The organism is Gordonia jinhuaensis (assembly GCF_014639795.1).
GTDB classification, from domain to species: Bacteria; Actinomycetota; Actinomycetes; order Mycobacteriales; family Mycobacteriaceae; genus Gordonia_B; species Gordonia_B jinhuaensis.
Window position 1 is genome coordinate 1 of sequence record NZ_BMGC01000042.1, and the last position, 25,841, is coordinate 25,841.

General features: G+C 67.3%; 21 protein-coding genes. 10 read left to right on the forward strand and 11 right to left on the reverse strand.

Going from position 1 to position 25,841, the window contains the following annotated elements:
* Positions 1-84 precede the first annotated feature (84 nt).
* Both IEW22_RS17685 and IEW22_RS17690 read right to left on the reverse strand, forming a co-directional pair.
* Positions 85-1,596, reverse strand: coding sequence for an aldehyde dehydrogenase (NADP(+)) (locus IEW22_RS17685; protein WP_188588392.1), 1,512 nt, complete (start codon positions 1,594-1,596; stop codon positions 85-87).
* Between the two features lie 28 nt (positions 1,597-1,624).
* Positions 1,625-2,593 (reverse strand): ornithine cyclodeaminase family protein, encoded by a 969-nt coding sequence (locus IEW22_RS17690; protein WP_188588394.1) that lies wholly within the window; start codon positions 2,591-2,593, stop codon positions 1,625-1,627.
* A gap of 270 nt (positions 2,594-2,863) precedes the next feature.
* On the opposite strand from IEW22_RS17690, the gene IEW22_RS17695 reads away from it, so the two are divergent.
* Positions 2,864-3,937 carry a potassium channel family protein gene (locus IEW22_RS17695; protein ID WP_188588397.1) on the forward strand — a complete coding sequence of 358 codons (1,074 nt, stop codon included), beginning with the start codon at positions 2,864-2,866 and terminating at the stop codon, positions 3,935-3,937.
* 39 nt (positions 3,938-3,976) lie between these two features.
* Here IEW22_RS17695 and IEW22_RS17700 read toward each other — a convergent pair whose 3' ends face one another.
* Entirely contained in the window at positions 3,977-5,476 is a 1,500-nt protein-coding gene (locus tag IEW22_RS17700) for a hypothetical protein (RefSeq protein WP_229742866.1), read from the reverse strand.
* Positions 5,477-5,668: 192 nt separating this feature from the next.
* On the opposite strand from IEW22_RS17700, the gene IEW22_RS17705 reads away from it, so the two are divergent.
* Positions 5,669-6,781, forward strand: a complete 1,113-nt coding sequence (locus IEW22_RS17705; RefSeq protein ID WP_188588398.1) for an ABC transporter permease — start codon at positions 5,669-5,671, stop codon at positions 6,779-6,781.
* Positions 6,778-7,488 carry an ABC transporter ATP-binding protein gene (locus tag IEW22_RS17710; protein WP_188588400.1) on the forward strand — a complete coding sequence of 237 codons (711 nt, stop codon included), beginning with the start codon at positions 6,778-6,780 and terminating at the stop codon, positions 7,486-7,488. Before IEW22_RS17705 ends, IEW22_RS17710 begins: the two co-directional genes overlap by 4 nt.
* On the opposite strand, the gene IEW22_RS17715 is transcribed toward IEW22_RS17710, so the two are convergent.
* Genes IEW22_RS17715 through IEW22_RS17725 form a run of 3 tightly spaced genes read right to left on the reverse strand, consistent with a single transcriptional unit; the run spans position 7,479 to position 10,374 of the window.
* Entirely contained in the window at positions 7,479-7,859 is a 381-nt protein-coding gene (locus tag IEW22_RS17715; RefSeq protein WP_188588403.1) for a YidH family protein, read from the reverse strand. The genes IEW22_RS17710 and IEW22_RS17715 overlap by 10 nt on opposite strands.
* Before the next feature lie 23 nt (positions 7,860-7,882).
* The gene (locus tag IEW22_RS17720) at positions 7,883-9,244 is read right to left on the reverse strand and encodes a uracil-xanthine permease family protein (protein WP_188588404.1); all 1,362 of its coding nucleotides are present in this window, start codon (positions 9,242-9,244) and stop codon (positions 7,883-7,885) included.
* Positions 9,241-10,374: an aryl-sulfate sulfotransferase gene (locus IEW22_RS17725; RefSeq protein ID WP_188588406.1), complete on the reverse strand. Its 1,134-nt coding sequence runs from the start codon at positions 10,372-10,374 to the stop codon at positions 9,241-9,243. Before IEW22_RS17725 ends, IEW22_RS17720 begins: the two co-directional genes overlap by 4 nt.
* A 233-nt stretch (positions 10,375-10,607) precedes the next feature.
* Between IEW22_RS17725 and IEW22_RS17730 the strand changes: the two genes are divergently transcribed.
* The 3 genes from IEW22_RS17730 to nudC are packed head-to-tail and all read left to right on the forward strand — an operon-like array spanning position 10,608 to position 12,754.
* On the forward strand, positions 10,608-11,222 hold the full coding sequence (locus IEW22_RS17730; protein WP_188588408.1) for a helix-turn-helix domain-containing protein: 615 nt from the start codon (positions 10,608-10,610) through the stop codon (positions 11,220-11,222).
* Positions 11,223-11,226: 4 nt separating this feature from the next.
* The gene (locus IEW22_RS17735; protein ID WP_188588410.1) at positions 11,227-11,814 is read left to right on the forward strand and encodes a TetR/AcrR family transcriptional regulator; all 588 of its coding nucleotides are present in this window, start codon (positions 11,227-11,229) and stop codon (positions 11,812-11,814) included.
* A 40-nt stretch (positions 11,815-11,854) separates the two neighbouring features.
* The gene (nudC, locus tag IEW22_RS17740; RefSeq protein WP_229742867.1) at positions 11,855-12,754 is read left to right on the forward strand and encodes an NAD(+) diphosphatase; all 900 of its coding nucleotides are present in this window, start codon (positions 11,855-11,857) and stop codon (positions 12,752-12,754) included.
* Positions 12,755-12,778: 24 nt separating this feature from the next.
* Here the strand turns inward: nudC and IEW22_RS17745 are convergent, their stop codons facing one another.
* A complete protein-coding gene (locus tag IEW22_RS17745; protein ID WP_188588430.1) occupies positions 12,779-13,006 on the reverse strand; it encodes a mycoredoxin in 228 nt (75 codons plus the stop codon).
* Positions 13,007-13,228: 222 nt separating this feature from the next.
* Here IEW22_RS17745 and IEW22_RS17750 point away from each other — a divergent pair, with 222 nt between their 5' ends.
* The gene (locus IEW22_RS17750) at positions 13,229-15,292 is read left to right on the forward strand and encodes an ATP-dependent DNA helicase UvrD2 (protein WP_188588413.1); all 2,064 of its coding nucleotides are present in this window, start codon (positions 13,229-13,231) and stop codon (positions 15,290-15,292) included.
* A 693-nt stretch (positions 15,293-15,985) separates the two neighbouring features.
* On the forward strand, positions 15,986-16,264 hold the full coding sequence (locus IEW22_RS17755; protein ID WP_188588415.1) for a WhiB family transcriptional regulator: 279 nt from the start codon (positions 15,986-15,988) through the stop codon (positions 16,262-16,264).
* Between the two features lie 197 nt (positions 16,265-16,461).
* On the opposite strand, the gene IEW22_RS17760 is transcribed toward IEW22_RS17755, so the two are convergent.
* The 3 genes from IEW22_RS17760 to IEW22_RS17770 all read right to left on the reverse strand — a co-directional run bounded on the left by IEW22_RS17760 (position 16,462) and on the right by IEW22_RS17770 (position 20,246).
* Positions 16,462-17,778, reverse strand: a complete 1,317-nt coding sequence (locus tag IEW22_RS17760; RefSeq protein ID WP_188588417.1) for an ABC1 kinase family protein — start codon at positions 17,776-17,778, stop codon at positions 16,462-16,464.
* A gap of 103 nt (positions 17,779-17,881) precedes the next feature.
* Complete coding sequence (locus tag IEW22_RS17765) at positions 17,882-18,634, reverse strand: hypothetical protein (RefSeq protein ID WP_188588419.1); 753 nt, start codon at positions 18,632-18,634, stop codon at positions 17,882-17,884.
* 109 nt (positions 18,635-18,743) lie between these two features.
* Complete coding sequence (locus tag IEW22_RS17770; protein WP_188588421.1) at positions 18,744-20,246, reverse strand: zinc-dependent metalloprotease; 1,503 nt, start codon at positions 20,244-20,246, stop codon at positions 18,744-18,746.
* A gap of 208 nt (positions 20,247-20,454) precedes the next feature.
* On the opposite strand from IEW22_RS17770, the gene IEW22_RS17775 reads away from it, so the two are divergent.
* Entirely contained in the window at positions 20,455-21,486 is a 1,032-nt protein-coding gene (locus IEW22_RS17775) for a YlbL family protein (RefSeq protein WP_188588423.1), read from the forward strand.
* 13 nt (positions 21,487-21,499) lie between these two features.
* Here IEW22_RS17775 and IEW22_RS17780 read toward each other — a convergent pair whose 3' ends face one another.
* Positions 21,500-22,111 (reverse strand): PPA1309 family protein, encoded by a 612-nt coding sequence (locus tag IEW22_RS17780; RefSeq protein ID WP_188588425.1) that lies wholly within the window; start codon positions 22,109-22,111, stop codon positions 21,500-21,502.
* A 266-nt stretch (positions 22,112-22,377) separates the two neighbouring features.
* Between IEW22_RS17780 and IEW22_RS17785 the strand changes: the two genes are divergently transcribed.
* Positions 22,378-25,344: a UPF0182 family protein gene (locus tag IEW22_RS17785; protein ID WP_373284238.1), complete on the forward strand. Its 2,967-nt coding sequence runs from the start codon at positions 22,378-22,380 to the stop codon at positions 25,342-25,344.
* The last annotated feature ends 497 nt before the right edge of the window (positions 25,345-25,841 follow it).

Here is a 25,841-nt window from a genome sequence, read left to right on the forward strand (position 1 = left end):
ACCGCCTCGGCAGATTGACCCCCATTGAATTCGAGACCATCATCAACCACGAGGCCCCTCAGGCCGCGTGACTAACCCTGTCACCTATCCGTGCACCAGGCCCATCCGCCGAGGGATTCCGGTGGTGTCGTCGTGCAGCTCCTTCGGCAGCACCGCCGCCGGCGCATTCTGATACGTCACCGGTCGCAGGAACCGGCGGATCGCGGTTGCCCCGACGGAGGTGTGGATCGTGTTGGTCGCCGGCCACGGCCCGCCGTGATTCTGTGCCCACGACACCGCCACGCCGGTGGGGAAGCCGTTGAAGATCACCCGCCCGGCATGCGGGGTCACCAGATCCGACAGGGTGGCTGCGGTGTCGTCCTCGTCGTCGCCGATGTGCAGGGTTGCGGTCAACGAATCGGGGAGCACGTCCAGCAGTCGTCGAGTCGCCTCGATCACCGACCCCGCGTAACGGACAACCACGGTCACGGGGCCGAAGGTCTCCGAGATGAGGTCGGCGTTTAGCGCATCCACATCGGTTTCGAAGACGGTGGTGGCAGCGGCATATCCCGCGTCGGACGAGGGTCCGCAGGCGGTTCGTTCCACGCCGTCGAGTGCCTGGAGTCGCGCGACGCCGGCATCGAACTCGTCGTGGATCCGCGCGTTGAGCAGATGGTGGGCGGGGGTGTCTGCGGTGGCCGACCGTGCGGCGGTCACCAGCCGGTCGCCGTGCTCGCCCGACGGCACCAGCATCACACCGGGTTTGGTGCACAGCTGTCCCGATCCGACGGTGATCGAGGCGATGATCCCCTCGCCGATCGCCTCGGCGCGCTGCGCTGCGGCCTGCGGTGTGACCACCACCGGGTTCACGCTGCTCAGCTCGCCGTAGAACGGGATCGGCGCGTCGCGGCGGTCGTTGATGACACCGAGCAGTGCGCGGGCTCCCGAGAGTGATCCGGTGAAACCGACCGCGGTGATGAGGGGGTGCGCCACGAGGTCGGCCCCGGCGTCGGTGCCGTAGACGATGCCGACCACACCCTCGGGTGCCCCGGCCGCTGCGGCGGCGGCCTCGAGGATCTCGTAGGACAGTTTCGACGTGGCCGGATGTGAGGGGTGTGCCTTGACCACGACCGGCGATCCGGCGGCCAGTGCCGACGCGGTGTCACCGCCGAGGACTGAGAAGGCGAATGGGAAGTTACTCGACCCGAACACCGCGACCGGCCCGAGTGCCACCAGGATGCGACGCAGATCCGGTCGCGGACCGGCCGGGGTGTCGGCGGCGTGGTCGATGGCGACCTCGAGAAAGCCGCCCTCTGTCACGACGTCGGCGAACATCCGGAACTGGAACGCAGCCCGGGTGACCTCACCGTCGAGTTTGGCTGTCCCGAAACCGGTTTCGAGCCCCGCGGTCTCGATCAGGTCGAGTCGGCGCTGCTCGATCAGGTCGGCGATGGTGCGCAGGAAGCCCGCCCGCCAGGAGCGATCAGCGGCGGCCACGCCGGCGGCGGCTGCGGCCGCCGCGGTGACAACGGAGTCGACCTGCTCGGTGGTGGTCTCCTGCGCCACCGGTGCCAGTGGCGCACCCGTGCGGGGATCGTGTCCGCTGATGACGGTCATGGTGTGTTCCTCCGGTGTCGATGTGACGTCAGTCGACAGGTTCAGTCGGGGAGTTCAGGTCGGCGGTGGCTTGTGCGACGGTGGCGGCCACCACCGCATCCTCCCAGGACATCCCCGAACTCTTGAACACCACCGGCCGCTCGTCGGTCAGGGGCGCGCTGCCGGTGACCACCGCGGCCATCGGCAGGAGGTCGTCGGGTGTGAGCGTGCCCTCGTCGACGGCCATCACGATGTCGCCGCTCTCGCGCAGGGCGGTGGCTCGGTCCTCGACCACCACCTGGGCGCGCGACATCAGATCGGTGTCGAGCTCGCGACGGTCGGGTTCATGCGAGCCGACCGCCAGGACCACGGCATCGGATGCGATCTGCGTTGAGTCGAACACCGGGACCGCCGAGCCGGTCGCGGTGACGACGATGTCGGCCCCGCGCAGTGCCTCTGTCGCGGCGTGCGATCCCGCCGCGACAACATCGCCTGCCGATGCGCCGGTCGGGGTCGCAGCCCGTGCGGGTTCGCGGACGATGTAGGTGACCTCACCGATCACGGTGTCGCCGAGCACATCGCGCAGTGTCGCCACATGGCCCAGGCCCTGTGGTCCGGCGCCGAACACCGCCACACGCAGCGGGCCGGTGCGGGCGCGCAGATGATCGGTGACAGCAGCCACCGACACTGCCGGGGTTCGCAGTGTGGTCAGCGCGGTGCCGTCGATCAGGACCGACGGGGTCAGCGTGGCACCGTCGATCACCACATAGACCGCCTGGATACGCGGGAGGCCGGTGTCCGGATTGGCCGGCGCCACCGTGGCGATCTTGGTGCCCACCACATCGCCGAACTCCGAGGGCATCAGCAACAGTTGACCGGACGCCACCGGCACGGACGTACGTGCCGGGTCGCCGGCGGGGTCGAGTCCGCCGCACAGGGCCGCACGAATGGCCTCGACCGCTCGTGCGGGCGACACCGAGGCGGCGACCTCATCGGCGGTGACGAATCGAATATCCATGTCTGCGTGAGCCTACCGTCGTGACCCGACACAGGAGAGTGGTGTGCTGCAGAACTGGTTGCGCCGAGCCTCGCGCGACCAGTTCTCTACGCGCGCCGAGCCTCGCGCGACCAGTTCTGGACGCGCTGTCGCCGGGCGAGTGGCACCATCTCGTCGCGGCGACTCGAGCCCAGCGCCGCGATGATCGACGCCGTGCGCGATACAGTCGCCAACTGTGACCCGATCGCTGATCGCCGACTGTCCGGTCGTCGCTGTGCCCGGAGTGCGCTGATGGCTGGTCGTGTGCGGCGGTGGCGTCAGCGCAATGACGAACTGACCGACCTCCCCGACCACGCGCTGGTGGGTGTGGTCCGGATTCCCGAGGCGCAGATGAGCCCGCTCCGGGCCATCAGCAAACGGCTCGTCATCGCGTTGCTGGCGTTGTTCGCCGCGGTCATCGTGGTCTACCTCGAACGCGACGGATATCGCGACACCCAGGGCAGTCGGCTCTCCTTTCTGGACTGCCTGTATTACTCGACGGTCTCGCTGTCGACCACGGGCTACGGTGACATCACGCCGGTCACGCCGGAGGCGAGGCTGGTCAACGTCCTGGTGATCACGCCGCTGCGCATCCTGTTCCTCATCGTGTTGGTCGGCACGACGCTGGCCGTGCTCACCGAACGCTCCCGCCAGGCCTACAAGATCCAGCATTGGAGGAAAAAGGTGCGCCATCACACCGTGGTCGTCGGCTTCGGCACCAAGGGCAAGACGGCGGTCAGCGCACTGGTCGCCGACGGTGCGACACCGACCGAGATCGTCGTCGTCGACTCCAATCCCGGCGTGCTCGAAGCGGCGGCGGCGCGGGGACTGGTCACCGTCCGCGGTGACGCCACCCGCTCGGATGTGTTGCGTCTGGCCGGTGCCCATCACGCGCAGGCGATCATCATCGCCGCCAACCGCGACGACACCGCGGTACTGGCCACACTCACCGCCCGCGAACTCAACCCCACGGCCAAGATCGTCGCGTCGGTGCGTGAATCGGAGAACACCCACCTGATCCGCCAGTCCGGCGCCGACTCGGTGGTGGTCTCCTCGGAGACGGCTGGTCGCCTGCTCGGGCTGGCGACCATCACTCCGACAGTCGTGGAGGTGATCGAGGATCTGCTGACCCCCGACACCGGGCTGGCGATCGCCGAACGGCCCGTTGAGCACTCCGAACTCGGCGCATCACCGTCACATCTGAAGGACATGGTTCTCGGCGTGCTCCGCGACAACGAGCTCCATCCCATCGACGACGGCACCATCGACGCCCTGGAGGACGGCGATCGACTGCTCTACGTCCGCAAGGGCCACGGCGAGCAGTAGGTCACCGCCTGCCGGAGATGGCCGGCTCGACGCGGCGCTTCAGCGCGGTGCCACCGACTCGAAACCGGTTGTGGTGCCCTGAATGTAGGTGCCCCCGCGCGGTGAGGTGCTCGCGGTGATCAGACCCGACATCTGCAGGGTGTCCTCGGCGGCCGTCGGCGCGAGCGGGGTGGTGTGCACGACGGCGCCTGTCGACGGGTCGATCTGCGCATAGGCGAAACCGTCGGCGACCTGCACCGGCCCCGGCGAGCGGATCACGGTGTGGATGAGGTGATCTGCCGACGAATAGCGCGGCACGGCCGCCGAATGCACCGCGACGTCCCAGCGGGGTACGCACCGGCCGTCCACCACGTCCACGCGGGTCATGCCACCCCGGAAGGGAGCCGTGGCCGGCACGGCGGGTCCCGCACCGTCGGGGACGGCCGGATACGGATACCCGTAGGTGCCGCCGATGACGACGGTGTTGCCCACCCCGATCGGGGAGTTCTCGCTCCCCGGCCCGCCGCGGGTGAGCACCGGTGCCGAGCACACAGTCGCACCGGTGGCGGCGTCGTACACCCGCAGGTGCACCCGCCGGTCGGCGTTGTCGACGATGGTCACGTAGTCGTCGCCGGTTCGCGGCCCGAAGAACGTCGGCGTGGACCCGGTGCCCCAGCTCAGTTGTCCGGGTTTGCGTGCGCTCCCGCGGTCATAGGTTGCGCGCCACAGGATCCGGGGCCGCTCGGCGGTGGCGTCGAAGGCGTAGAGCGCGTGGGTGCTCGCGACCGAGATCTGTCGCGGTGACGCCGAGATCGAGTTGGCGACCTGCTCACCGGCAGGCAGATGGGCGGTCGTGACCGAGCCCTGGTCGTTGACCACGCCGACCACCCCGCGCGAGGTGGCGAACCACACCCGACCCGACCAGTCGGGTGTCAGCCCGGTCACCGAGTCGCCCTGAGCGATGGCCGATCCCAGCGGTTGACGCGTCAGCGTGGTGAACCGGTTGTGGCTGTGGGCCAATCGCGTCAGGGTGTTGGATGCGGCCAGTACGAGGCGGTTGCGGTTGTCCAGGAAGGCGTAGACGCCGCCGAGCAGTCCTCCGGCGGCGAAGCGGTGGGTATCGAGGACGGCGAGGGACACCGGGTCGATGAGCACCGCCATCGGCGCGCGACCGACGAGCTGTGTGCACAGCGCCACCACCAGGTGATCCGAACCCGCCAGGATGGTCGGGCAGGCCGCACCCAGGACGTGCACGCTGCTACGGCCCGGAAGGCGCGGCCCGGCATTCGGCGTCACATCCGACGACCCGGCATCACCGTGCATGGTGGCCGAACCGCCCGCCGCCACAAACGGATTCGTCGCCACGATGCCACCCGGTGCCGCGATGGCGCGAGACGTGTGCGGTCCGGCCGCGGCGGGTTGCGCGTGTGCGGGACCGGCCTGCACACCGACGGCGATCGCCATCGCGCACAGCAGCGCATAGGTCACTCGTCGGGTCGGTCCCGTGAGCCGCGGGCGCCGGAACGGCCGCCGCGCCCCGGCGTGCAGTAGGTGTCGCATTTTCCCGGAGCCTAGTCGCAAGCCCGACCAGATCGCGGTGTGTGAGGTCTCACTGAGTGCAAGTGTTCCGCGATGAACGCGCAGCTGAGCCGGGTGCGTCCCGTGACGCGGTCGCGGTGACCGGACCCTCGCCGGAAATTTGGCGACACCACGTCGCTATGATGGCGACAGTACGTCGACAAATGACAAATCGTGGGGGTTGCAGAGGTGTTCGTCGCAGTGCGTGAGCTGCGCCGGTCGTGGCGCAGGTTCGGATTGGTCGGGTTGGTGGTACTGCTCGTCGCTGTTCTCTCGACCATCGTGGTCGGGCTCAGTAACGGTCTGGTCGAACAGGGGACCTCGGGGTTGCGGGATCTGCCCTTCGACCATCTCGCATTCGCACCGCACTCCCAGGCGACCTTCTCTCGGTCGACGGTCGACGAGCATGCCCGCGCCGTCTGGGATGAGCATGCGCAGACGTCGCCGCTCGGGGTGTCGTTCGTCAACGCCGCCGCGCAGGGGACGACGAGCGGGTCGAGTATCGACCTCGCACTCTTCGGTGTGCCGGCGGACAGCTTCCTCGTCCAGCGCGACGACGCGCGCGCGGCATTGGCCGGTCCGCCGGGACTCGTGCTCTCAGATACCTTTGCGGACAAGGGTGTTCACGTCGGCGACAAGTTCGCGATGGGTGGCAGTGGCGTGGTGTTGCCCGTACTCGGGTTCACCCACGCGGGATCCTACGGACACGTCGACCTCGCCTTCACCTCCCTGTCGACCTGGCAGCAGATCAGCTACGGATCGTCGGTCGATGCTCAGGGGCGCTATTCGGCGATCGCGCTGAAGGTGCCGTCGGGTACCGACATCGCCGCGGTCGACCGCGCCGCGGGCACCGACACACTGACCAAGAAGGCGGCCTATGCAGGATCGCCCGGTTACACCGCGGAGACGCAGACGATGACCATGATCCGGGTGTTCTTGCTGGTGATCTCGGCGCTGATCGTCGGGGCGTTCTTCACCGTGCTCACCCTCGGACGTGTCCGCCAGATCGGTGTGCTCAAGGCGATGGGTGCATCGAGCGGCTATGTGATCGTCGACGGGCTGGTGCAGATCGCGATCGTGGTGGTGGCCGCCACCGCGGTCGGAACGGCGATCGGCGGCGCGTTGATCGCGGCGATGTCCGGTGGTTCGGTGCCGGTGCAGTTCTCCACGGGCAGCGTGATCACCGCCGCGGCGATCCTGGCGATCGCGGGGATCATCGGCGGCGCATTGACTTTAGGACGTATCAGCAAGATCGAGCCGTCGGTGGCATTGGGGGTCGAGGCATGAGTGCGGTGTTGTCGTTGCGTGCGGTCAGGGCGCAGGTGCCTGATGGTTCGTCGGTCCGGGTGTTGCTCGACGATGTGGATCTCGACCTCGATGCCGGGCAGATCACGGTGGTCACCGGGCGATCCGGCAGCGGCAAATCCACTCTGCTGTCGATCAGCGGTCTGCTGCGCAGGCCGATGTCCGGTGAGGTGGAACTGGCCGGCGAGGCCACCGCCTCGGCATCGGAGCGCAGGCGAACCCGGCTGCGCGGGAACATGATCGGCATCGTGTACCAGAATGCCAATCTGATCCCGAACCTGACCGCGATCGAGCAACTCGAGCTGGTCGATCATGTGCTGGGCCGTCGCCGGGGCGGGACACGTGAGCGTGCGCGAGAGCTCCTCGCCGAGCTCGGGGTCGCCGGGCAGGCATCGTCGCTGCCGGGGCAGCTGTCGGGTGGTGAACGGCAGCGGGTGGGTATCGCCCGCGCGCTGATGGCCTCGCCGTCGGTGCTGCTGGCCGACGAACCCACTGCCGCACTCGATCCCGACCTCGCCGAGCAGGTCAGCGATCTGCTTGCCACCCTCACCCGAGAACGGGATCTGGCCACGATGATCGTCACACATGATTCGGCGCCGCTGACCCACGCCGATCGTCATCTCCAGCTGTCCGACGGCCACCTGATCCCGCGTGACGTCGCGGCTGTCGAGGTGGCCGATCAGGCGTGATACGACAGTGACACGATCACCACGGCGACCGATATGACGATGAGAACTGTTGCCAGAACGGTGATCTCACGTGGTGGATGGTAGTCCTGCCCGCGCCGCAACGCCCGGTGCACCGTGCGGAACCGGGTGGTCGCCGCGGCGCCGGTGAGCACCGCCGCGGCGGCGAACGCCACGACGAGCGCGCAGGTGAGCCATGCGGGTGTGCGTTCGGGTACCAGATGGGTCACCGCGGCCGCCGCGGCGATCAGCCCCAGGCAGGTCCGCACCCACGCCAGCGCAGTCCGTTCGTTGGCCAGTGAGAATCGCATATCCGGTTCGATCTCACGGTCATCGGTCACATCCGCCGTCGCGGCGGTCGGGGTCCCGGTCATGCCGGCCCCGACCCGACCGCCGGTCATGACGGGCGCCGCCGGCCATGCAGGGCGAAGACTGCGGCGACCACCACTCCCACCACTGCCGCCATCGTGACCCCACTCGACAGCAGCAGCCGTGCCTCGGTCGGGAACGCTTGGTAGAGAGTGGGACTCAGGATCGGTAGCAGCCCGGCTGTCAGTGCGGCCACAGCCACCACAAAGTTGCGATCGGCGGCCATGTCGATGGACAGGAACATCCGTAGGCCGGTCACGATGATCATCGCGAACACGTACGCCGAGGTGGCGCCGACCACCGGTGCGGGGATCGAGTCGATGATCGCGCTGATCGGTGCGATGAAGGCGATCACCACCAGCAGCGCGCCGGTCAGTGCGGTGACATAGCGGCTGCGGACCCCGGTGGCGCGCACGATCCCCACGTTCTCGCCGGAGGTGAGCATGGTTTGTCCACCGAATACCGCGGCGGCCAGTGAGGTCAGCGCGTCACCGCGGATGGTACTGCCCACGGTGGTGCCGACATCGATCTTCTTGTCCACCACCTGTGCGTTGAGCACGGTCTGACCGGTGGCCTCGGCCATCGAGCCGATGCTGAAGATGAGCAGCGGGATCGAGGCGATGACGTCGAAATTCGGAGAGCCGTAAGGGAAGATCTCGGGGGTCTGCACCACCTGCGAGCCGATCGACAGATGGAGATGTCCGGTCGCTGCGGCCACGAGTGTGCCGATGACCATGCCCGCGAGCACCGACACCCGACGCCACGGGTTCGGCAGCACGCGCTGCAGCACCACCGTCGCGGCGATGGTCACCGCCGCCAGACCCACCGCCCACATTGGTGCCTGGGTGTTCTTGGCGCCGACGATCAGTCCGCCGGCCACCTTCACCAGGTTCACCCCGATGACCACGATCATCGACGCGATCACCACCGGCGGGACGAAACGCGCCACCCGACCGGCCACCGGCGAGAGCACCAGCCCCACAGCGGCGGTGAGGATCACCGCGCCGGTCGCTGTCGCCGGTCCGGACTCCTTGGCGATCTGCAGGAACAGCACCACTGCCGCCCCACCGGGGAGCATCACGAAGGGCAATCGCGCACCCAGACGCAACCAGCCCATCGACTGCAGGATCGTGCCGATCCCGCACATCAGCAGGGTTGCGCACAGCAGCGCGCGTGTGGTGGTCGAGGACAGGTCCAGGGTGGTGGCGACCAGGAAGACCGTGGAGATCGGTCCGGCGATCATGGCGACCAGATGCTGCACCGACATCGGGATGAGCGACCGCCAGGGCGGACGTCGGTCGACCGGGTGCACCGCTTGCGTCGGCACAGTCGAGTGTGGTGTCGACTCACCTGATTCGGTGGTGAGCACGGCCGGTGCGATGTCGGTCATGCCAGCCCCCATGCGGTCACCTGTTCGCGGCTGTAGCGGTAGGCGCGGAAGATCGCGTTGCTCTGCGCGGGGAACCGCGAGGCGGTGGCGGCATCCGGATAAGTGCTGAAGTGCGGGACCACGTACTCCCAGCACAGGCGGCCGGATTCGGTGACCTCGAAGATGCGGCCGAAGGCGGCCTCGGTGATCAGCGTGTTGCCGTTGCGCAGTCGCTGTGCGCCACCCATGTACGGGGTGAAGAATCCCTCGCGGAACGGGTCGGTGTAGTTCCACACGATGTCGTTGGTGGCCGGATCGACCTCGATCACGCGGCTGTAGGTCACCGACTCGCCGTGGCGGAAGGTGCCGTTGTCGAAGATGAGGATGTTGCCGTTGTCCAGTGGCGTCGCATGATGCTGTTGCGCAACGACTGTCGAGTCGAGGTGCCACACCACGTCTCCGCTGGCCCGGTCGATCACGATCACGCCTGACACGCTGCGCAGGCTCGCGATCACGCGATCGGTACCCAGTGGAGCGACGCTGTTGATCAGGGGCCACTGCTCGCGCCAGTAATGCGGTTGCAGCGGGAACGCTTCGACGTCGAGGTGATCGAAGGCCTTCCACTCCCACACGAGCCGGCCGTCGGCGTCGACCTCGCGGATCACATCGGCGTAGACCACCGGATTCTTGTCGGCATCCACGGCCTCGGTGCCCGGATGTCCGCCGCGCACTGACTTGGCGCAATTTCCGGTGAGCGGCTCGACTGCGGCGTAGAGGATTCCACCGTCATCGAGGTGATTGGCGTCGTGATGCTGCATCGGGTCGACGAACTCGCTCAGCAGTGTGCCGTCGCGGTCGTAGCGAGCCATCGAGCCGCCGCTGTACTTACGCCACATGTCGAACAGCGGCTCGGCGCGCTCGGAGCCGACCAGGCAGCCGTTGTAGGCCAGCGATCCGTCGGCGAGCAGGCGCGCGTGACGGCCCGGACGGTAGGGCAGATCCCAGCGGTGGGCCTCCTCGCCGTTCTCGTCGACGAGATAGACCTGGCCGGCGCCGTTGAGTGGTGCGTACAGGGTGAATCCGCCGAAGGAGTTCTCCGGCTCGGATCCGATCAGACCCGTACCGCGGCGTTTGAGCGTGTGCTGCTCCATGAAGTCTCCTAAACTCGAGTGAAGTATCAGTGCTGCTGAAAGTTCGGCACTGAATATTCAGTACTGAACTTTCAGTGAGATTAGGAGTTCGCGCCAGGGTTGTGGTCACGGTGGAGTTAACTTCGTGTACCGCCGGGTGCGGATTCGGTTAACACAACGCCGGGCCGTGCGTCCGTGGACGTGAGCGAGACGAGTCGTCGGGTGCGGCGCGTGCGCGATGACGGGAGGACGGCATGACCAGTGCGGCGACCAACCGAGGCAAGACGCTGGAGTCCTCGCAACTGGGCGGGGTGATCCGCGATCAACGCCTCGCCGCGGGGATCACGCTCGCCGCATTGTCGCGCGAGACCGGCCTCTCACAGTCGTTTCTGTCGCAGCTGGAGAACGGTCGCACCAACACGAGCCTGCGATCGCTGCAGACCATCGCCGACGCGCTGGGGACCACCGCCACGGTGCTGCTGGCCGATTCCGACACCGACACCGATCCGATCGTCCGCGGCGACGACGAGATGATGACCATCTCCGATGCTCCCGGAGCGCTGGTGCGGTCACTGGTGCGCGGAAAACGTCAGCTGCGCGCATTGGAATTCACCGGCGAGGCCCACGACGACCGTGAGTTCACCCACGGTCACGACGAGATCATGTACGTGGTCAGCGGCCAGGCGCAGGCCCGGCTCACGCTGCCCGGCGGCGACGTGGAGCAGACATTGGGGGCCGGTGACTGTCTGTACGTGGAGGCAGGTACCCCGCACCGCTGGAAGGCCCTCGACGAGAAGACCCGCGTGGTGCTGTTCGGGGTGGCCGACGACATGGTGGTCCGGCGCACCACCCGGCGTGTGAAGGGCTGAGGCGATGCCACGGATCACCGGAGCCAGTCTGGCCGAACATGTCGCCGACCAGCGGGCCGCGGCGTTCACCGCGGCGATCGAGTTGTTCGTCGAGCGCGGCTACGAGCAGGTGACCCTCGGCGACATCGCCGCGAGGATCGGACTCGCACGCAATTCGCTGTACCGCTACTTCCCCGACAAAGCGCACATCCTGCTGAGCTGGTTCGAGCAGGAGGTGCCCGCGCAGGTGCGCCGTACCGCCGAGATCCTCGGCGGATCGGGGAGCGCACCCGACCGCATCAGGGCGTGGGTGCGCGACCAGATCGACTACGCGCGCCGCCCCGAACACGTGCTGATGAGTCGCATCGGCACCCTGGTACCCGAACTCGACCCCGAGGCCCGTGCGCAGCTGGTCACAGCTCACGATCAGCTGGTGGCACCGCTGTACGACGTACTCGCCCAGGCTGGTGTTCGCGAATCGGACCGTCAGATGGTCGCCGAGATGATCCAGGGTGTGGTGATCGTCGCCGCACGCCACATCGACCGCGGCACGCCGACGGCGGATGCGCTGCGGCTGGTCGACCATGCCGTCGCCGGACTGTTGGCGCACTAGTGTCGTTCGGGTGAGTGAATTCAGCCTGACGATCCCCCCGATGCTCTCGCGCTCGACCGTCGACCGTGCCGACGAGATCCGCGACGATCCGGCCAGGATGCGCGGCGGCTGGCCGGGAGCTCTCGTCCTCGTCATCGACGGGCGCGGCCGATACCCGGTGGCCGACAACGGACTTCGCTGGATTCCGGCCGGCGACATCGGTATCGAACCGCCCGAGGAGGCGGTGTTCCTCGGCATCCGCGACGGCGCGGACCTGTGGGCGCTGCGCGGTGACCACGTCGAGGCACCCGCCTCGGATCCTCGTCGCGGTGCGCATCTGCTCGACGGCGACGACGCCGGACTGCTCGCCACTGCCACCGCGATGCTCAATTGGCATGACAGTGCGCACTTCTCACCGGTCGACGGCAAGCCGACCAGGCCCGCGCGAGGCGGGTGGGTGCGGCGCAACATCGACTCGGGCATCGATGAGTTCCCGCGCACCGATGCCGCGATCATCACCGTGGTCCACGATGGAGCCGACCGGATCCTGCTCGGTCGCCAGGCGGTGTGGCCGGAGCGCTGGTACTCGACGCTGGCCGGATTCGTGGAACCCGGGGAGTCGCTGGAGCAGGCCGTCGCCCGCGAGGTGCACGAAGAGGTGGGACTCGATGTTCACGACCAGCGGTATCTGGGCAGTCAGCCCTGGCCGTTCCCGCGCTCGCTGATGGTCGGATTCGCCGCCCTCGCCGACCCCGAGAAGCCGCTGGAGTTCATCGACGGCGAGATCGCCGACGCCGCCTGGTTCACCCGAGACGAGGTGCGCCGAGCCCTCGCCCAGGGTGACGAGTGGGTGCGCGGGGATCCGGCGCCCGAGGGCGACGATCTGCCGCGGCTGCTGCTACCCGGCTCGATCTCGATCGCGCGGGCGATGATCGAGGCGTGGGCGCAGCAGCCGGCGTGAGGCGCGTACGAGCCGCGGTGCGGCTTACAGTGCGGCGAGCTTCTCGCGCACCTGGGTGATCGAGGGGTTGGTGGCCGTCGAGCCGTCCGAGTACAGCACAGTGGGCACCACGTGATTACCGCCGTTGACGCTGCCGACGAATTCGGCAGCCTTCGGGTCGGCTTCGATGTCGATCTCGGCCCACTCGATGCCCTGGCTGCGCAGCGCCGTCTTCAGCCGCGCGCAATAGCCGCACCAGGAGGTGGTGTACATGGTCAGCGGAGCTGCGGTGTCGTCGCTGGAGGTCGCGGTGCTCGCGTCGTTGCCAGGGGTCTTCGAGTTGTCAGTCACGAACCACACAACAGCACATCGGGGCCGAAACTTCCCGGGCGGGGGCGAGGGGCCAGCTGCCGGCGAGAGCGCCGCGGCACCCGTCGTCGCGACTGCCGCCGTGCCCACTCAACCGATGTCGCACCCGCTTGGGATAGTAGAGGTATGCGTCCGCCCCAACTCGATCCTCAGCAGCAGGCCGCCGTCGACGCCCCACGCGGGCCGGTGTGTGTGCTCGCGGGGGCGGGTACCGGGAAGACGCGCACCATCACCCACCGCATCGCACGGCTGGTCACGCAGGGGCATGTGAGCGCCGGGCAGGTTCTCGCGGTCACCTTCACCGCCCGCGCAGCGGGGGAGATGCGCACCCGGCTGCGGTCGATGGATGTGCACGGTCCGGGTAACTCGGTGCAGGCATTGACTTTTCACGCGGCTGCGCTGCGGCAGCTGCGGTACTTCTGGCCGCAGGCGGTCGGGTCCACCCGCTGGGAGCTCCTCGACAACAAGTTTCCGGTGGTCGCCCGCGCGGCCCGGCGCGCCGGTGTGGGGACCGCGACGGAAACCCTGCGCGACCTGGCCTCGGAGATCGAGTGGGCCAAGGCGTCGCTGATCTCGCCCGATCGATATCCCGAGGCCGCCGCCCGTCTGCAGCGCGACACACCGGTCGAGGCGGTCAAGGTCGCCGATGTCTTTCGCGCCTACGAGGCCCTCAAGACCGACGCCGACGGCGACATGCTGCTCGACTTCGACGACCTCATCCTGCTCACCACCGAGATCCTCTCCGAGCACTCCGCGGTCGCCGAGGAGTTCCGCGACCGCTATCGCTGCTTCGTGGTCGACGAGTATCAGGACGTCACGCCGGCGCAGCAGCAGCTGCTCGACGCCTGGCTCGGCCGCCGCGACGACATCACCGTGGTTGGTGACGCGAATCAGACCATCTACAGTTTCGCCGGCGCGCAGGCCAATTATCTGCTCGACTTCTCGCGCCGGTTCCCCGATGCGGCGGTGGTGCGCCTGGAACGCGACTACCGATCCACTCCGCAGGTGGTGGGCCTGGCCAACCGGGTCATCGGTGCCGCGCGTGGTCGCGCGGCCGGGACGCGACTGGAGCTGATCGGCCAGCGACCGCCCGGCCCCGAACCGCAGTTCGCCGAGTACGACGACGAGCCGGCCGAGGCCAAGGCGGTGGCCGCGGGCGTGGCCCGATTGATCGAACGCGGCGTGGAGCCCTCGGAGATTGCGATCCTGTACCGGATCAACGCCCAGTCCGAAGCACATGAGCAGGCGCTCACCGAGGCGGGGATCCCGTATCAGGTGCGCGGTGGCGAGGCGTTCTTCTCCCGCACCGAGATCCGCCAGGCCATGCGCGCGATCACCCAGACCGCCGAGCGCGGCGGTGAGGTGGGCGACGTGGTCGGGGCGGTTCGCACGTTGCTCGTGGGGCTCGGGATGACCGAGGCCGAACCGTCGGGCGCCCAGGCGCGTGCGCGGTGGGAGTCGCTGAGATCGCTGGCCACCCTCACCGAGGAGATGTACGCGGAGAACCCGATGCTGACGTTCGCCGGACTCGCCGACGAGTTGCGCAAACGTTCGGAGGCCCGCCATCCCCCGACGGTCCAGGGGGTCACACTGTCGTCGCTGCATGCGGCCAAGGGGCTCGAATGGGATGCGGTGTTCCTGGTGGGCGCCACCGAGGGCTCGATCCCGATCGCGCAGTCGTTCAAGGACGAGCGGGCCGTGGAGGAGGAACGTCGGCTGCTCTACGTCGGGATCACCAGAGCCCGTGTGCACCTGCACATCTCGTGGGCGCTCGCGCGGAACGAGGGCGGGAAGAAGACCAGGCGCCGGTCGCGGTTCCTGGCATCTCTGGTGCCCGACGACTCGCCGGCACGCGCGATCGTCGAGCCCACGCGCAAGCGCACCGAACGAGTGTGCCGCATCTGCGGCGCGCCGCTGCGCGACAAGACGGCGCTGCTGCTCGGCCGCTGTGAGGACTGCGAGACCGACATCAACGAGGATCTGTTCCTCGCGCTCAAAGCATGGCGCACGCGGCAGGCATCCGAACAGAAGGTGCCCCCGTATGTGGTCTTCACCGACAACACGCTGCTCGCGATCGCCGAGCAGGAACCCACCGACGTGAAGTCGCTGGTCGCCATCGCCGGCATCGGCGCGAAGAAGCTCGACCAGTACGGGCAGGACGTGCTCGACCTGGTGCGCGGCAGCCGCTGAGACAGCGCTCCTCCACACCGTGGCGCCACACACCAAAACCGCAGGTCAAAAATGGGTTGTGCACCCATCGAGTTCTCTCGTAGGCTGTTCGCACCGGAGATCACAGCCGCATTCTCGTCGGCATGACCTCCGCAGGTGGCACATCACACGATGACACCAGCCAGACGGCAACAGCCACATGCAAGAACGAGCCACACGCAGGAACGATCAGACTCCGGGAGGTGCACATGTTGATCACCACGACCACAGCTGTCGACGCAGTCGTCGCGTCGCGCACTGACCGCATGCGCACCTGGACTCCCTCCGGCGATGTGATTCTCGCTGCGAATGTCGCTGCCGCTCCGTTCGCCGCTGCCGCTCCGTTCGCCGCTGCCATCCCGGCAGCAGCAGGTGTCGTGGTCCGAGCAGATCATGTGCGCGCAGCAGCTGCGCGAGCGACCAGGCGATTCCCGTGTGACCCACCTCTGAGTCTCCCCTCGAGACACTAGCTCTCACCAGAGCAACCCGGGCCACGGCGAATCGCGACAGCGAACCCGTGGCCTTCATTGCACTCTCCGCACATGTGGTGATCTTCAACGATTGTCGTTGAACCCCCATGACCGCGGAATCGCCGCAATGGCCGAGTTGCACTCCATTGGTTCGCTCACCCCATTACCCACCGAGTGAGCATCAACGCGAGAACTGGAGAAGAGCATGACCGTGACCGTGGACTTCGAATCGTGTATCGAGGCGAACCATCGCCTCGAGGTCCCCTGCAGGGAATCCGACCCCGACCTGTGGTTCGCCGACAACCCTGCCCAGTTGGAGCAGGCCAAGCAGCTGTGCGGGTTCTGCCCGTTCCGGCGCGCATGCCTGACCGCAGCGCTGGAACGCGAAGAGCCCTGGGGCGTGTGGGGTGGTGAGATCCTCGAGAGGGGAGTCGTCGTCGCTCGCAAGCGCCCGCGCGGTCGCCCGCGCAAGCACGTCGTATGACCGGCAGGCAACTGACCCGCAGGCAACGCCGGGGCATGGCCGCGGGAGCACTGCTCGCAGACAAGCGATCTGGGGGCGCCATGACACAGCCCGCCGTCGACGCAGACGGCGGGCTGTCTCGTGTCTGCGCACCGTCCCGGTCGACGGAACCACGAGAGGCGTTGTGCTGGAAAGGCTTTCGGCGAGACGGGCGGATCTCAGTCGGCCAGGCCCGGCACCCACTGCTCCATGATCCGTCGGTAGGGCGCCTCGGCGCCGAGTTGTGAGGCGATTCCCACTGACCCGAGCAGCACGCGCAGGATCATCACGTATTCGGACGGGACGTTGAGGTGACGCGAGGTCTTGTAGACGTCGCCACGCAGATCGGTGGCATATCCGGCAGCGCGCTGCAGCCACTTGCGTGTGAAGTGGAACGACTCGGTGTAGAGCGGATCGACATACGGCTTGAGATAAGCCTCGAGGTCGGCGGCACCCACCTTGTCGGCATAGGAGGCCTGGATGAAACCGGTCTTCACCATCTCCGCGCGCAGCGCCGGGTAGTCGCGGTCGCGAGCCAGTCGCAGGATGGGCCCGATCTCAGGTGGCAGGCCGTCGGGGTAGTGACCGATGGCCCCGAAATCGAAGACCACCAGACGTCCGTCATCGAGCATGTGGAAATTGCCCGGATGCGGGTCGCCGTGCAGCAGTCCGACCCGGACGGGAGAACTCACCTCGAAGGTGGCCAGCCGCTCGGCGGCGAGATTGCGCTGCTCCTGCGTCCCGGAGCGGATGATCTCCGACATCGGTGTGCCCGACACCCATTCGCTCACGATCACCTTCGGTGCGCTGGCGTAGATGCGCGGGATGCGGAAGTGCGGATCGCCGGCGAACTCGGCGGCGAAGGCACGCTGGTTGTCGGCCTCGCCCAGGTAATCCAGTTCGTCCTCGGTGCGGTCGATCAGTTCGTCCATCAGGGCGCGCACGTCGGTGCCCGGCGACATCCGCTGCAGGATCGGACCCATTCGCGACAGTGTCTTGAGGTCGGCGCGCAGCGCGACGTCGGCGCCGGGGTACTGGATCTTGACGGCGACCACGCGTCCGTCCGACCAGACGCCACGATGGACCTGCCCGACGCTCGCCGCAGCCGCGGGAACGTCGGCGAACTCCCGAAAGTGTGTCCGCCACGAGGTGCCGAGCTGCTGGTCGAGTGTGCGATGGACCCGATCGACCGACATCGGCGGTGCCTGCGCCTGTAGTTTCGTCAGCGCCTCGCGGAACGGCTCACCGAATTGTTCGGGGACGGCGGCCTCCATCACCGACAGCGCCTGGCCGACTTTCATCGCGCCGCCCTTGAGCTCGCCCAGCACGGAGAACAGCTGCTCGGCAGCCTTCTCCATCATCTCCTGGTTGATCTCGTCCTTGTCGCGGCCCACCATGCGCTTGCCGAGTCCCGCAGCCGCGCGACCAGCCATTCCGAGGGGTAAAGCGGCGAGCTTGGCGTTACGCCGGGCCCGCCCCTCGGTGATGTCGGTCATCGACGCTGCCCTCGCTTTCCTCGGCCGTCCCCGATGCCGGGGAGCTCGCGTGTGCTGTCCGTTTTCCCCAGGATAGTTCACCCACCTGAGGACGAGCCCTCGTTCACGCGCCGATGTCCGGCGCGAACACGTGTGACGGGAGGCATCCACACAGTGGATGCGGTGGCCGCGCGCGCATACGCAGGTGGAATGGACGAGTGCCGAATTCGAGGGCCCGATCCAGCAGTTGCGGCGGGTCGGCTGATGTCCCGCCTGTGCTGTCCTCGCTGTGCCCGTCGAGTGCCTCGATGATCTGCTGGACCTGTTCGAATGCGAGTGCGGCGGTGATCGCGACGGTCGCCGGTGAGGCGCAACCGCTGCGGCCGACCAGGGCGGCCGCGGTGGCAGGCCAGGCGGGGTCCAGCGCGGCGCGATGGCGATCGGCGCAGCCCAGGCAGCTGCTGAGCCCGGGTAACACCAGTGGGCCGACGATACCGACGCCGCCGTCGACGGTGGCGACCAAATGTGGGATGCGCCGCCTCATCAGTCCGGCCCGGATCATCGAGTCGTGGACGAGAAAATCGGTGAGGATCACCAGACCTGACGACCATGACGGCAATGCCGCCGCCCCTGGACGGCGGGTCGGGCTGGACACCGGGCGGCGGACCGAGGTCTCCACGCGATGGCCGTGCTCACGCAGCACGGCGGTGAGGCGTTCGGTGACCGCCCCGCGACCATGCAGCCGGATCGGCACGGTGGTGCGGGTGGCACCGGTGTGGTGTGCGCCCGCCTGCGACAGCAGCGCATGCGAGCGGGGTGTGGTCGACGAGGCCGCGGTCCGGGCGGGGACAGTGCGGGCGGGAACGGTTGGTGGCACGGCTTCACGGTGCCACAGACCGGCGGCCGAACCGGGGTCTGCACCCCGGTTATCCACAGGTGAATAGGCGTGCTGAGCTGGGATTTCTCACAGTCAACCGCACTGGCGACTACTTCGTGTCGCCGGCGTCCGGATCGGTGTCGCCCGGTTCCTCGTGCGCGCCGCCGTCGGAGGAGTCCGACTCCGTGGGCGGCTGATCCCCGGATTCGATGGCGTCGGTGTCGTCGTCGGCCAGAGACTTCTCCAGCTCGGCGAAGGCCTCCTCGAAGGACGTGGTGTCACCACCGATGAGCCGGTCGATGAAGGCTGCCGGGTTGTCGATGTCGTCGCCGTCGGGCAACAGGTCGGGGTGTGCCCACACGCCGTCGCGGGTGGCGGTGTCGGTGCTCTCCTTGACCCGCTGCCACAGGGTGGACGCCTCGCGCAGCTTGCGCGGGCGCAGCTCCAGTCCGACCAGCGTGGCGAAAGTCTGCTCGGCGGGACCGCCGGTCGCACGGCGGCGACGCATGGTCTCGGTGAGCGCGGCCGTGCTGGGGATGCGGTCGGACAGTGCGTCGCCGACCACCTGCTCCACCCATCCCTCGACCAGCGCGAGCAGCGTCTCCAGACGACCGAGGGCCGCCTTCTGCTCCTCGGTGGTGGTGGGTTCGAAGGAGGTGCCCGAGGCCATCAGCTCCTCGATCTTCGACGGATCCGACAGCAGCTGCATCGGGTCGATCTCGGTGGCGGCGCGTTCGATCCCGGAGAAGTCGATGGTGATGCCGCGGGCGTACTCCTCGACGGTGGCCAGCAGGCGCTCACGCAGCCACGGCACATGGGTGAACAGGCGAACATAGGCGGCCTCGCGGGCGGCGAGGAAGACCATCACCTCCTGCGAGGGGATCTCCAGGCCGTCGTCGAACCGCGCGATCGCCTCGGGCAGCAGTGCCGCGGTGCCGGCGGGGGCGATGGGCAAGCCGATGTCGGTGGAGGTGAGAACCTCCTTGGCCAGCTGCCCGAGTCCCTGCCCGAGCTGGGTGCCGAACGCCATGCCGCCCATCTGGGTCAGCATCCCCATCATCGGACCGGCCATCTGGGCCATCTCCTCGGGCATGCTCGTCGACCACGTATTCGAGATCTGTTGTGCCACAGGGTCACACAGTCGTTTGAAGGTCGGCATCGCCGCCTCCATCCACTCCACCGGGGTCCACGCCTCCGAGCGGGTGGCGCCGGCGGGCAGGGTGGTGGCGTCGTCGAGCCACAGTTCGGCCAGGCGCACCGATTCGGTGACCGCGGTGCGTTCGCCGTCACTGACCGGGGTGAAATCGCCGATCTGCTGGCGGGCGAGATTGCCGGCGACCGAATAGTTGACCGGACCGCCGCCAGAGCCGCCGGTGGCCATTCCCGAGCCCATACCCGAGATCATCTGTCCCAGCTGCGAGAGCATCTGACCCAGCTGTGACGGGTCGAATCCCGCGCCGCCCATGTCGCCGCCGAGGTTGAAACCGAACGGGTTGTTCGGAGTGCCACCGGATCCCGAGGACGACGAGCCACCCGACGACTTGTCGTCCTTGCGGCGGTCGTCGTCATCGTCGCCCGGCGACGGGGAGAATCCGAAGGGCATATCGTTCATAACTCCACGGTACCGGTCATCGGTGGACGTCCACCGCCCACACGAACGACGATCTGCACAGTTTCGCCGATGGCGAAGCTGTGCGATGCCACGTCTGGTCGTGACGGCCCGACCGTGGCCTCCCGGTGCTGACGGCTCGGGGCGACCAACCGCCCGCTCGGCCTCCCCGCCGACACCCACTCACAGCGCACCGCCTTAGATTGGTCGGGTGATCGCCACCTCCAGCCGCCGTATCGCCACCCTGACGGTCACGGTGGTGCTGTTGATCGTCCTGGTGATCATCGGCGCTTTCGTGAAGGTGCCCTATGTGGCACTCGGGCCGGGCCCCACCCTCAACACCCTCGGTGAGTACAACGGCAAGCCCGTGGTGGCGATCTCGGGCATCGCGACCACTCCGACCGACGGCCACCTGAACATGACCACGGTTTCGGTGAGCAGCGACCTCACGCTCTTCCAGGCACTCGGCGCGTGGTTCTCCGGCGACCAGTCGCTGACGCCGCGTGAGGAGGTGTTCCCGCCCGACCGTACCCAGCAGCAGGTCGACCAGGAGAACCGCGCGGAGATGGGTGGTTCGCAGGATTCTGCGACCGTCGCGGCGCTGGGCTACCTGCATCGCACTCATCTGGTGGTCGAGGTCGATCCCAAGGGCCCGGCGGCCGGCACGGTCGACTCCGGCGACCAGATCACCGCCGTCAACGGCACGCCGGTGAGCACACCCGCGCAACTGCGGTCGGCGGTGTCGGGACTCGCGCCGGGCACGCAGGTGAGCTTCGATCTGGTCCGCGGCGGGGCGCCGATGACGGTGTCGGTGCGACTGGGTGCCCGCCCCGACGACGCCTCACGCGGCTACCTCGGCGTGACACCGCGACTCGAACCCGACGACCCGAACATCAAGATCGGCTACAACGTCGGCAACATCGGCGGACCGTCGGCGGGGTTGATGCTCACGCTGGCGATCATCGACAAGCTCGAACCGCAGTCGCTGACCGGGGGGCGCTTCATCGCCGGCACCGGCACCATCGACGACAGCGGCGACGTCGGCGAGATCGGCGGCATCACGCACAAGACCGTCGCGGCGCGGCGCGCCGGTGCGCAGTACTTCCTCACGCCGTCGGGCAACTGCGCAGAAGCCCGCTCCGACAAGCCCTCCGGGCTGACCCTGGTCAAGGTCGACACCCTCGACGACGCGATGGGTGCACTCGAGGACATCCGCACCAACCGTCCGACGCCGCACTGCTGAGAGCGCGACCGGCTCAGTACTCGTCGGGATCGAGGTCCTCGTCGAGCGTCGCCGCGAGGGCATGCACCAGATTCGGTGCGAGATCGGGGTGGGAGAGCAGTTCGATCGGCTGGTAGGGATCCTCGCCCGGTTCGGGCTGCAGCTGCATCAGCGTGAGGGCCTGGCCGTCGCGGAGCGCTCCGGCGGCCAGTCGGGCGACCTTGGAATCCGGATGTGCACGCGCCGCCGACACCGCCGCGGCATCGGCCGCGTCGGGGTCGGCCAGTAGCGGCTCGAACGCGTCGTCGAGATCGTCCTCGGCATCGGGCGGCAACACGATGATCTCCTGGACCAGCGCGGCGCCGGCCACGCCCGGCGGCCAGCTGGTGGTGCCCAGCAGGTGTTCGAGTTCGGCGATGCTGTTGTCCTCGCCCACCGGCAGCGCTTCCTGCGCGATGAGGGTCAGCTCGGAGGTGTCGAGGGTGTCGGCGAGATCGGGCTGGGTCTGGGCGACCAGTGCGGTGGGGACCAGCGCGAACAGCGTGGGTGGTTGACCCCACCCTTCGGCGTCGACGAATTCGACGGCCTCACGCAACGCCGAGCCCAGAGCGTCAGGGGACAGTTCCGGCAACGATGATTCGGTCACGCGTTCATCCTCCCACCCAGGTTTGGCCACTATCCTCACAACAGCTCGTCCGACATGACAACCACCTCGTCCGACAACCACCGTGTGCGGCAGGATGCCTCGCACATGATGTTGTGCACAGACGGCGGCGGTGCGCCGTGTCGGTAACGTGAAGGTAATTTTGTGAGGTCGGTCCGGGTTGTGACGCTCGTCCGACGTGACTGCGAACGCCGTTCGCAGCTGAGGAATGTGGAGTGTGATCTGTGAGCGTTCGCGGTCCGGCGGCAATGCCGACGCTGTCGCGCAGAAGCAAGATCCTGATCGGCGTCGCGGTCGCGATCCTGGTGATCCTGCTCGTCGGTCCCCGATTGATCGGGCTTTACACCGACTGGCTGTGGTTCTCCGATCTCGATTCGAGCAGCGTCTACTCGAAGATCCTGTGGACCCGGATCGCGTTGTTCTTCATCTTCGGCGTGGTGGCGGCCGGGATCTTCTTCCTCGGGCTCGCACTGGCCTACCGGTCGCGGCCGATGTTCGTGGCCAGCACCGGTCCCGGCGACCCGATCGCTCGCTACCGCGCGATCGTGATGTCGAAGATCAAGTGGTTCGCCGGCGTACCGACCGCTCTGGTCGGGCTGATCGCGGGGCTGGTCGCTCAGGGTTCCTGGTCGATGGTGCTGACATTCCTCAACGGGCAGTCGTTCGGCATCCGCGACGCACAGTTCGGTTACGACGTCGGCTTCTACGCCTTCGACCTGCCGTTCTACCGCTACATCCTCAACTTCATCTTCGTGATCCTCGCGGTCACCTTCGTGGGAAATCTGCTGACCCACTACATCTTCGGCGGCATCCGCCTGGCGGGGCGGGGGAGCGCGCTGACCAGCGCGGCTCGCATTCAGCTCGCGGTGATCGCTGGACTCTTCCTGCTGTTCAAGGCCGTTGCCTACTGGTTCGACCGCTACACGCTCTTGTCGAGTACCCGCAAACAGGGGATCTTCACCGGCGCCAGCTACACCGACATCAACGCGGTGCTGCCCTCCAAACTGATCCTCATGGCGATCGCGGTGATCTGTGCGCTGGCCTTCTTCGCCGGGATCTTCTTGCGCGACCTGCGGGTGCCCGCACTGGCGACCGTGCTGATGCTGCTGTCGGCGCTGGTGATCGGTGTCGGCTGGCCGCTGGTGATGGAACAGTTCTCGGTCAAGCCCAACGCGGCGTCCAAGGAAGCCAAGTACATCGAACGCAATCTGGTCGCCACCAAACAGGCCTACGGGATCACCGACGGTCAGGTCAGATATGAGCAGAACTGGACGGCGCAGGCCACCGATCCGGCTGTGGTCAACAATGACACCGCGACGCTGTCCAACATCCGCATCCTCGACCCGAATGTGATCGAGCCAGCCTTCACCCAGCGTCAGAAACTGAAGAACTTCTACGGTTTCCCGGCTCAGCTGGCTGTCGACCGCTACACCGTCGACGGCACCCAGCGCGACTTCATCGTGGCCACGCGTGAGCTCGATCCGTCGAAATTCGATGCCAACCAGCAGAACTGGATCAACAAGCACACGGTGTTCACCCACGGCAACGGATTCATCGCCGCGCCGGCCAACACCGTCGACGAGGCATCGGCCGACGCCGAGAGTGATCGCGGCGGTCTGCCGGTGTTCTATGTCAGCGATCTGGAGAACTACCAGACACCGGAATACAAGGCGAGCGCGCCGATCCGGGTCACCCAGCCGCGTATCTACTTCGGTGAGCTGATCGCGAAGGTCAACCCCGACTATGCGATCGTCGGCACCGACGACGGTAGTGATCACGAATACGACCAGGACAACTCCAGCTACACCTACGACGGCAAGACCGGTGTGTCGCTGGGTAACTGGTTCAACCGTTTCGCCTATGCGGTGAAGTACACCGAGCGCAACTTCCTGCTGTCCTCGGCGATCAACAAGAACTCCAAGATCCTCTACAACCGCGACCCCCGCGACCGGGTGAAGAAGGTCGCGCCGTGGCTGACGGTGGACTCCAAGACCTATCCGGCGGTGATGGCCGACGGGTCGATCAAGTGGATCGTCGACGGTTACACCACGCTCGACAACTACCCCTACGCGCAGAAGATGTCGCTGCAGAGTGTCACCGCCGACGCCCAGGAACTCAATCAGGGGCAGACCGGTCGTACCCAGCAGGACAAAGAAGTGTCCTACGTGCGCAACTCGGTGAAGGCCACTGTCGACGCCTACACCGGCAAGGTGACGCTCTACCAGTTCGACGACAAGGACCCGGTTCTCAAGACCTGGATGAAGGTGTTCCCCGGAACCGTGAAGTCGCGCGCCGACTTCGACAAGAACACCTCACTGTCGTCGCATGTGCGCTACCCCGAGGACCTGTTCAAGATCCAGCGCGCACTGCTCGCTCGCTATCACGTGCAGGATCCGGGAACGTTCTTCCGCGGCAACGACTTCTGGTCGGTACCCAACGACCCGACCAAGGACGGCGCGGCTCAGCAGGGACTCAACCAGCCGCCGTACTTCTTCACCGCGGCCGACCCCGACTCGCAGAAGCCGGCGTTCCAGCTGACCACGGTGTTCACCGGTCTGAACACGCAGTACCTCGCCGCCTATATGACGGCATCCTCCGATCCGGCGACCTACGGCCAGATCACGGTGAAGGTGCTGCCGACCACCAAGCAGACGGTGGGACCGACGCAGGCGCAGGAGACCATGAAGAACGCCGGTCCCGTGGCCAGTGACCGAAAACAGGTGGAGGACACCACGCAGGTGACCTACGGCAACCTGTTGACGCTGCCGGTCGGCAGAAACGGGCTGCTGTACGTGGAGCCGATGTACACCCAGGCCAAGACGGGTAATTCGGGTATCCCGAAGCTCTACCGCGTGCTCGTGTACTACAACGGCAATGTCGGATACGCCTCCACTGTCGCCGGTGCGCTCAACCAGGTGGGCATCAACCCCACCGAGGTGACGGCCCCGGCCAACGGTGACGAGCCCGACACCACCGAGCAACCGCAGAATCAGCAGCCGGCGCAGCCGCAACAACCTGAGCAGAAGCCGCAGCAACCTGCCGGCGATGCGAATTCTGCTGTGCAGCAGCAGCGTTCGTCGGCCGCGCAAGCGATCGGCAAGGCCCTCGACGACCTCCGTGCCGCCCAGGAGAAGGGCGACTTCGCCGCCCAGGGCGCCGCGTTGGCCGAGCTCGACAAGGCCCGCCAGCAGTGGGAGTCGATTCCGGGTAACTGAGGTTCGCCGGGGGAGTGGTGTCGTCGCGACGGGCCGGCGCTCGGCTTGGGAACTGGTTGCGCGGGTTGCGTCGCGCTTGGCGCGGCGTTTGGGAACTGGTTGCGTTTGTGACGTGGCGCTCGTGAACTGGTTGCGTTTGTGACGTGCCGCTCGTGAACTGGTTGCGTTTGTCTCGACGCAACCAGTTCTCACATACGCACCCTTTGCAATGGCTGCGTCTGAGTGAAGTGGTTGCGTCTGTCGGCGGCCGGCCGTGGTCAGCCCTCGGGGTTGCCCGCGGCGACCTCCAGATTGTTTGGAGGTGCTGGGCACCTTCGCCCGTTCGACTGCTGCGTGAACTGGTTGCGTCGGTGCACACGCAACCAGTTCTGACAAACGCGACCACTGCAATGGGTGGGGGCTGGTGCACGAGTAGGTGACATCTGATCTGGCTTGCCCTGCCGGGCGGCCTGGAAGGATGCCAGCTGTGCCCAAGCCCTATCCCCAGGAGTTCCGCG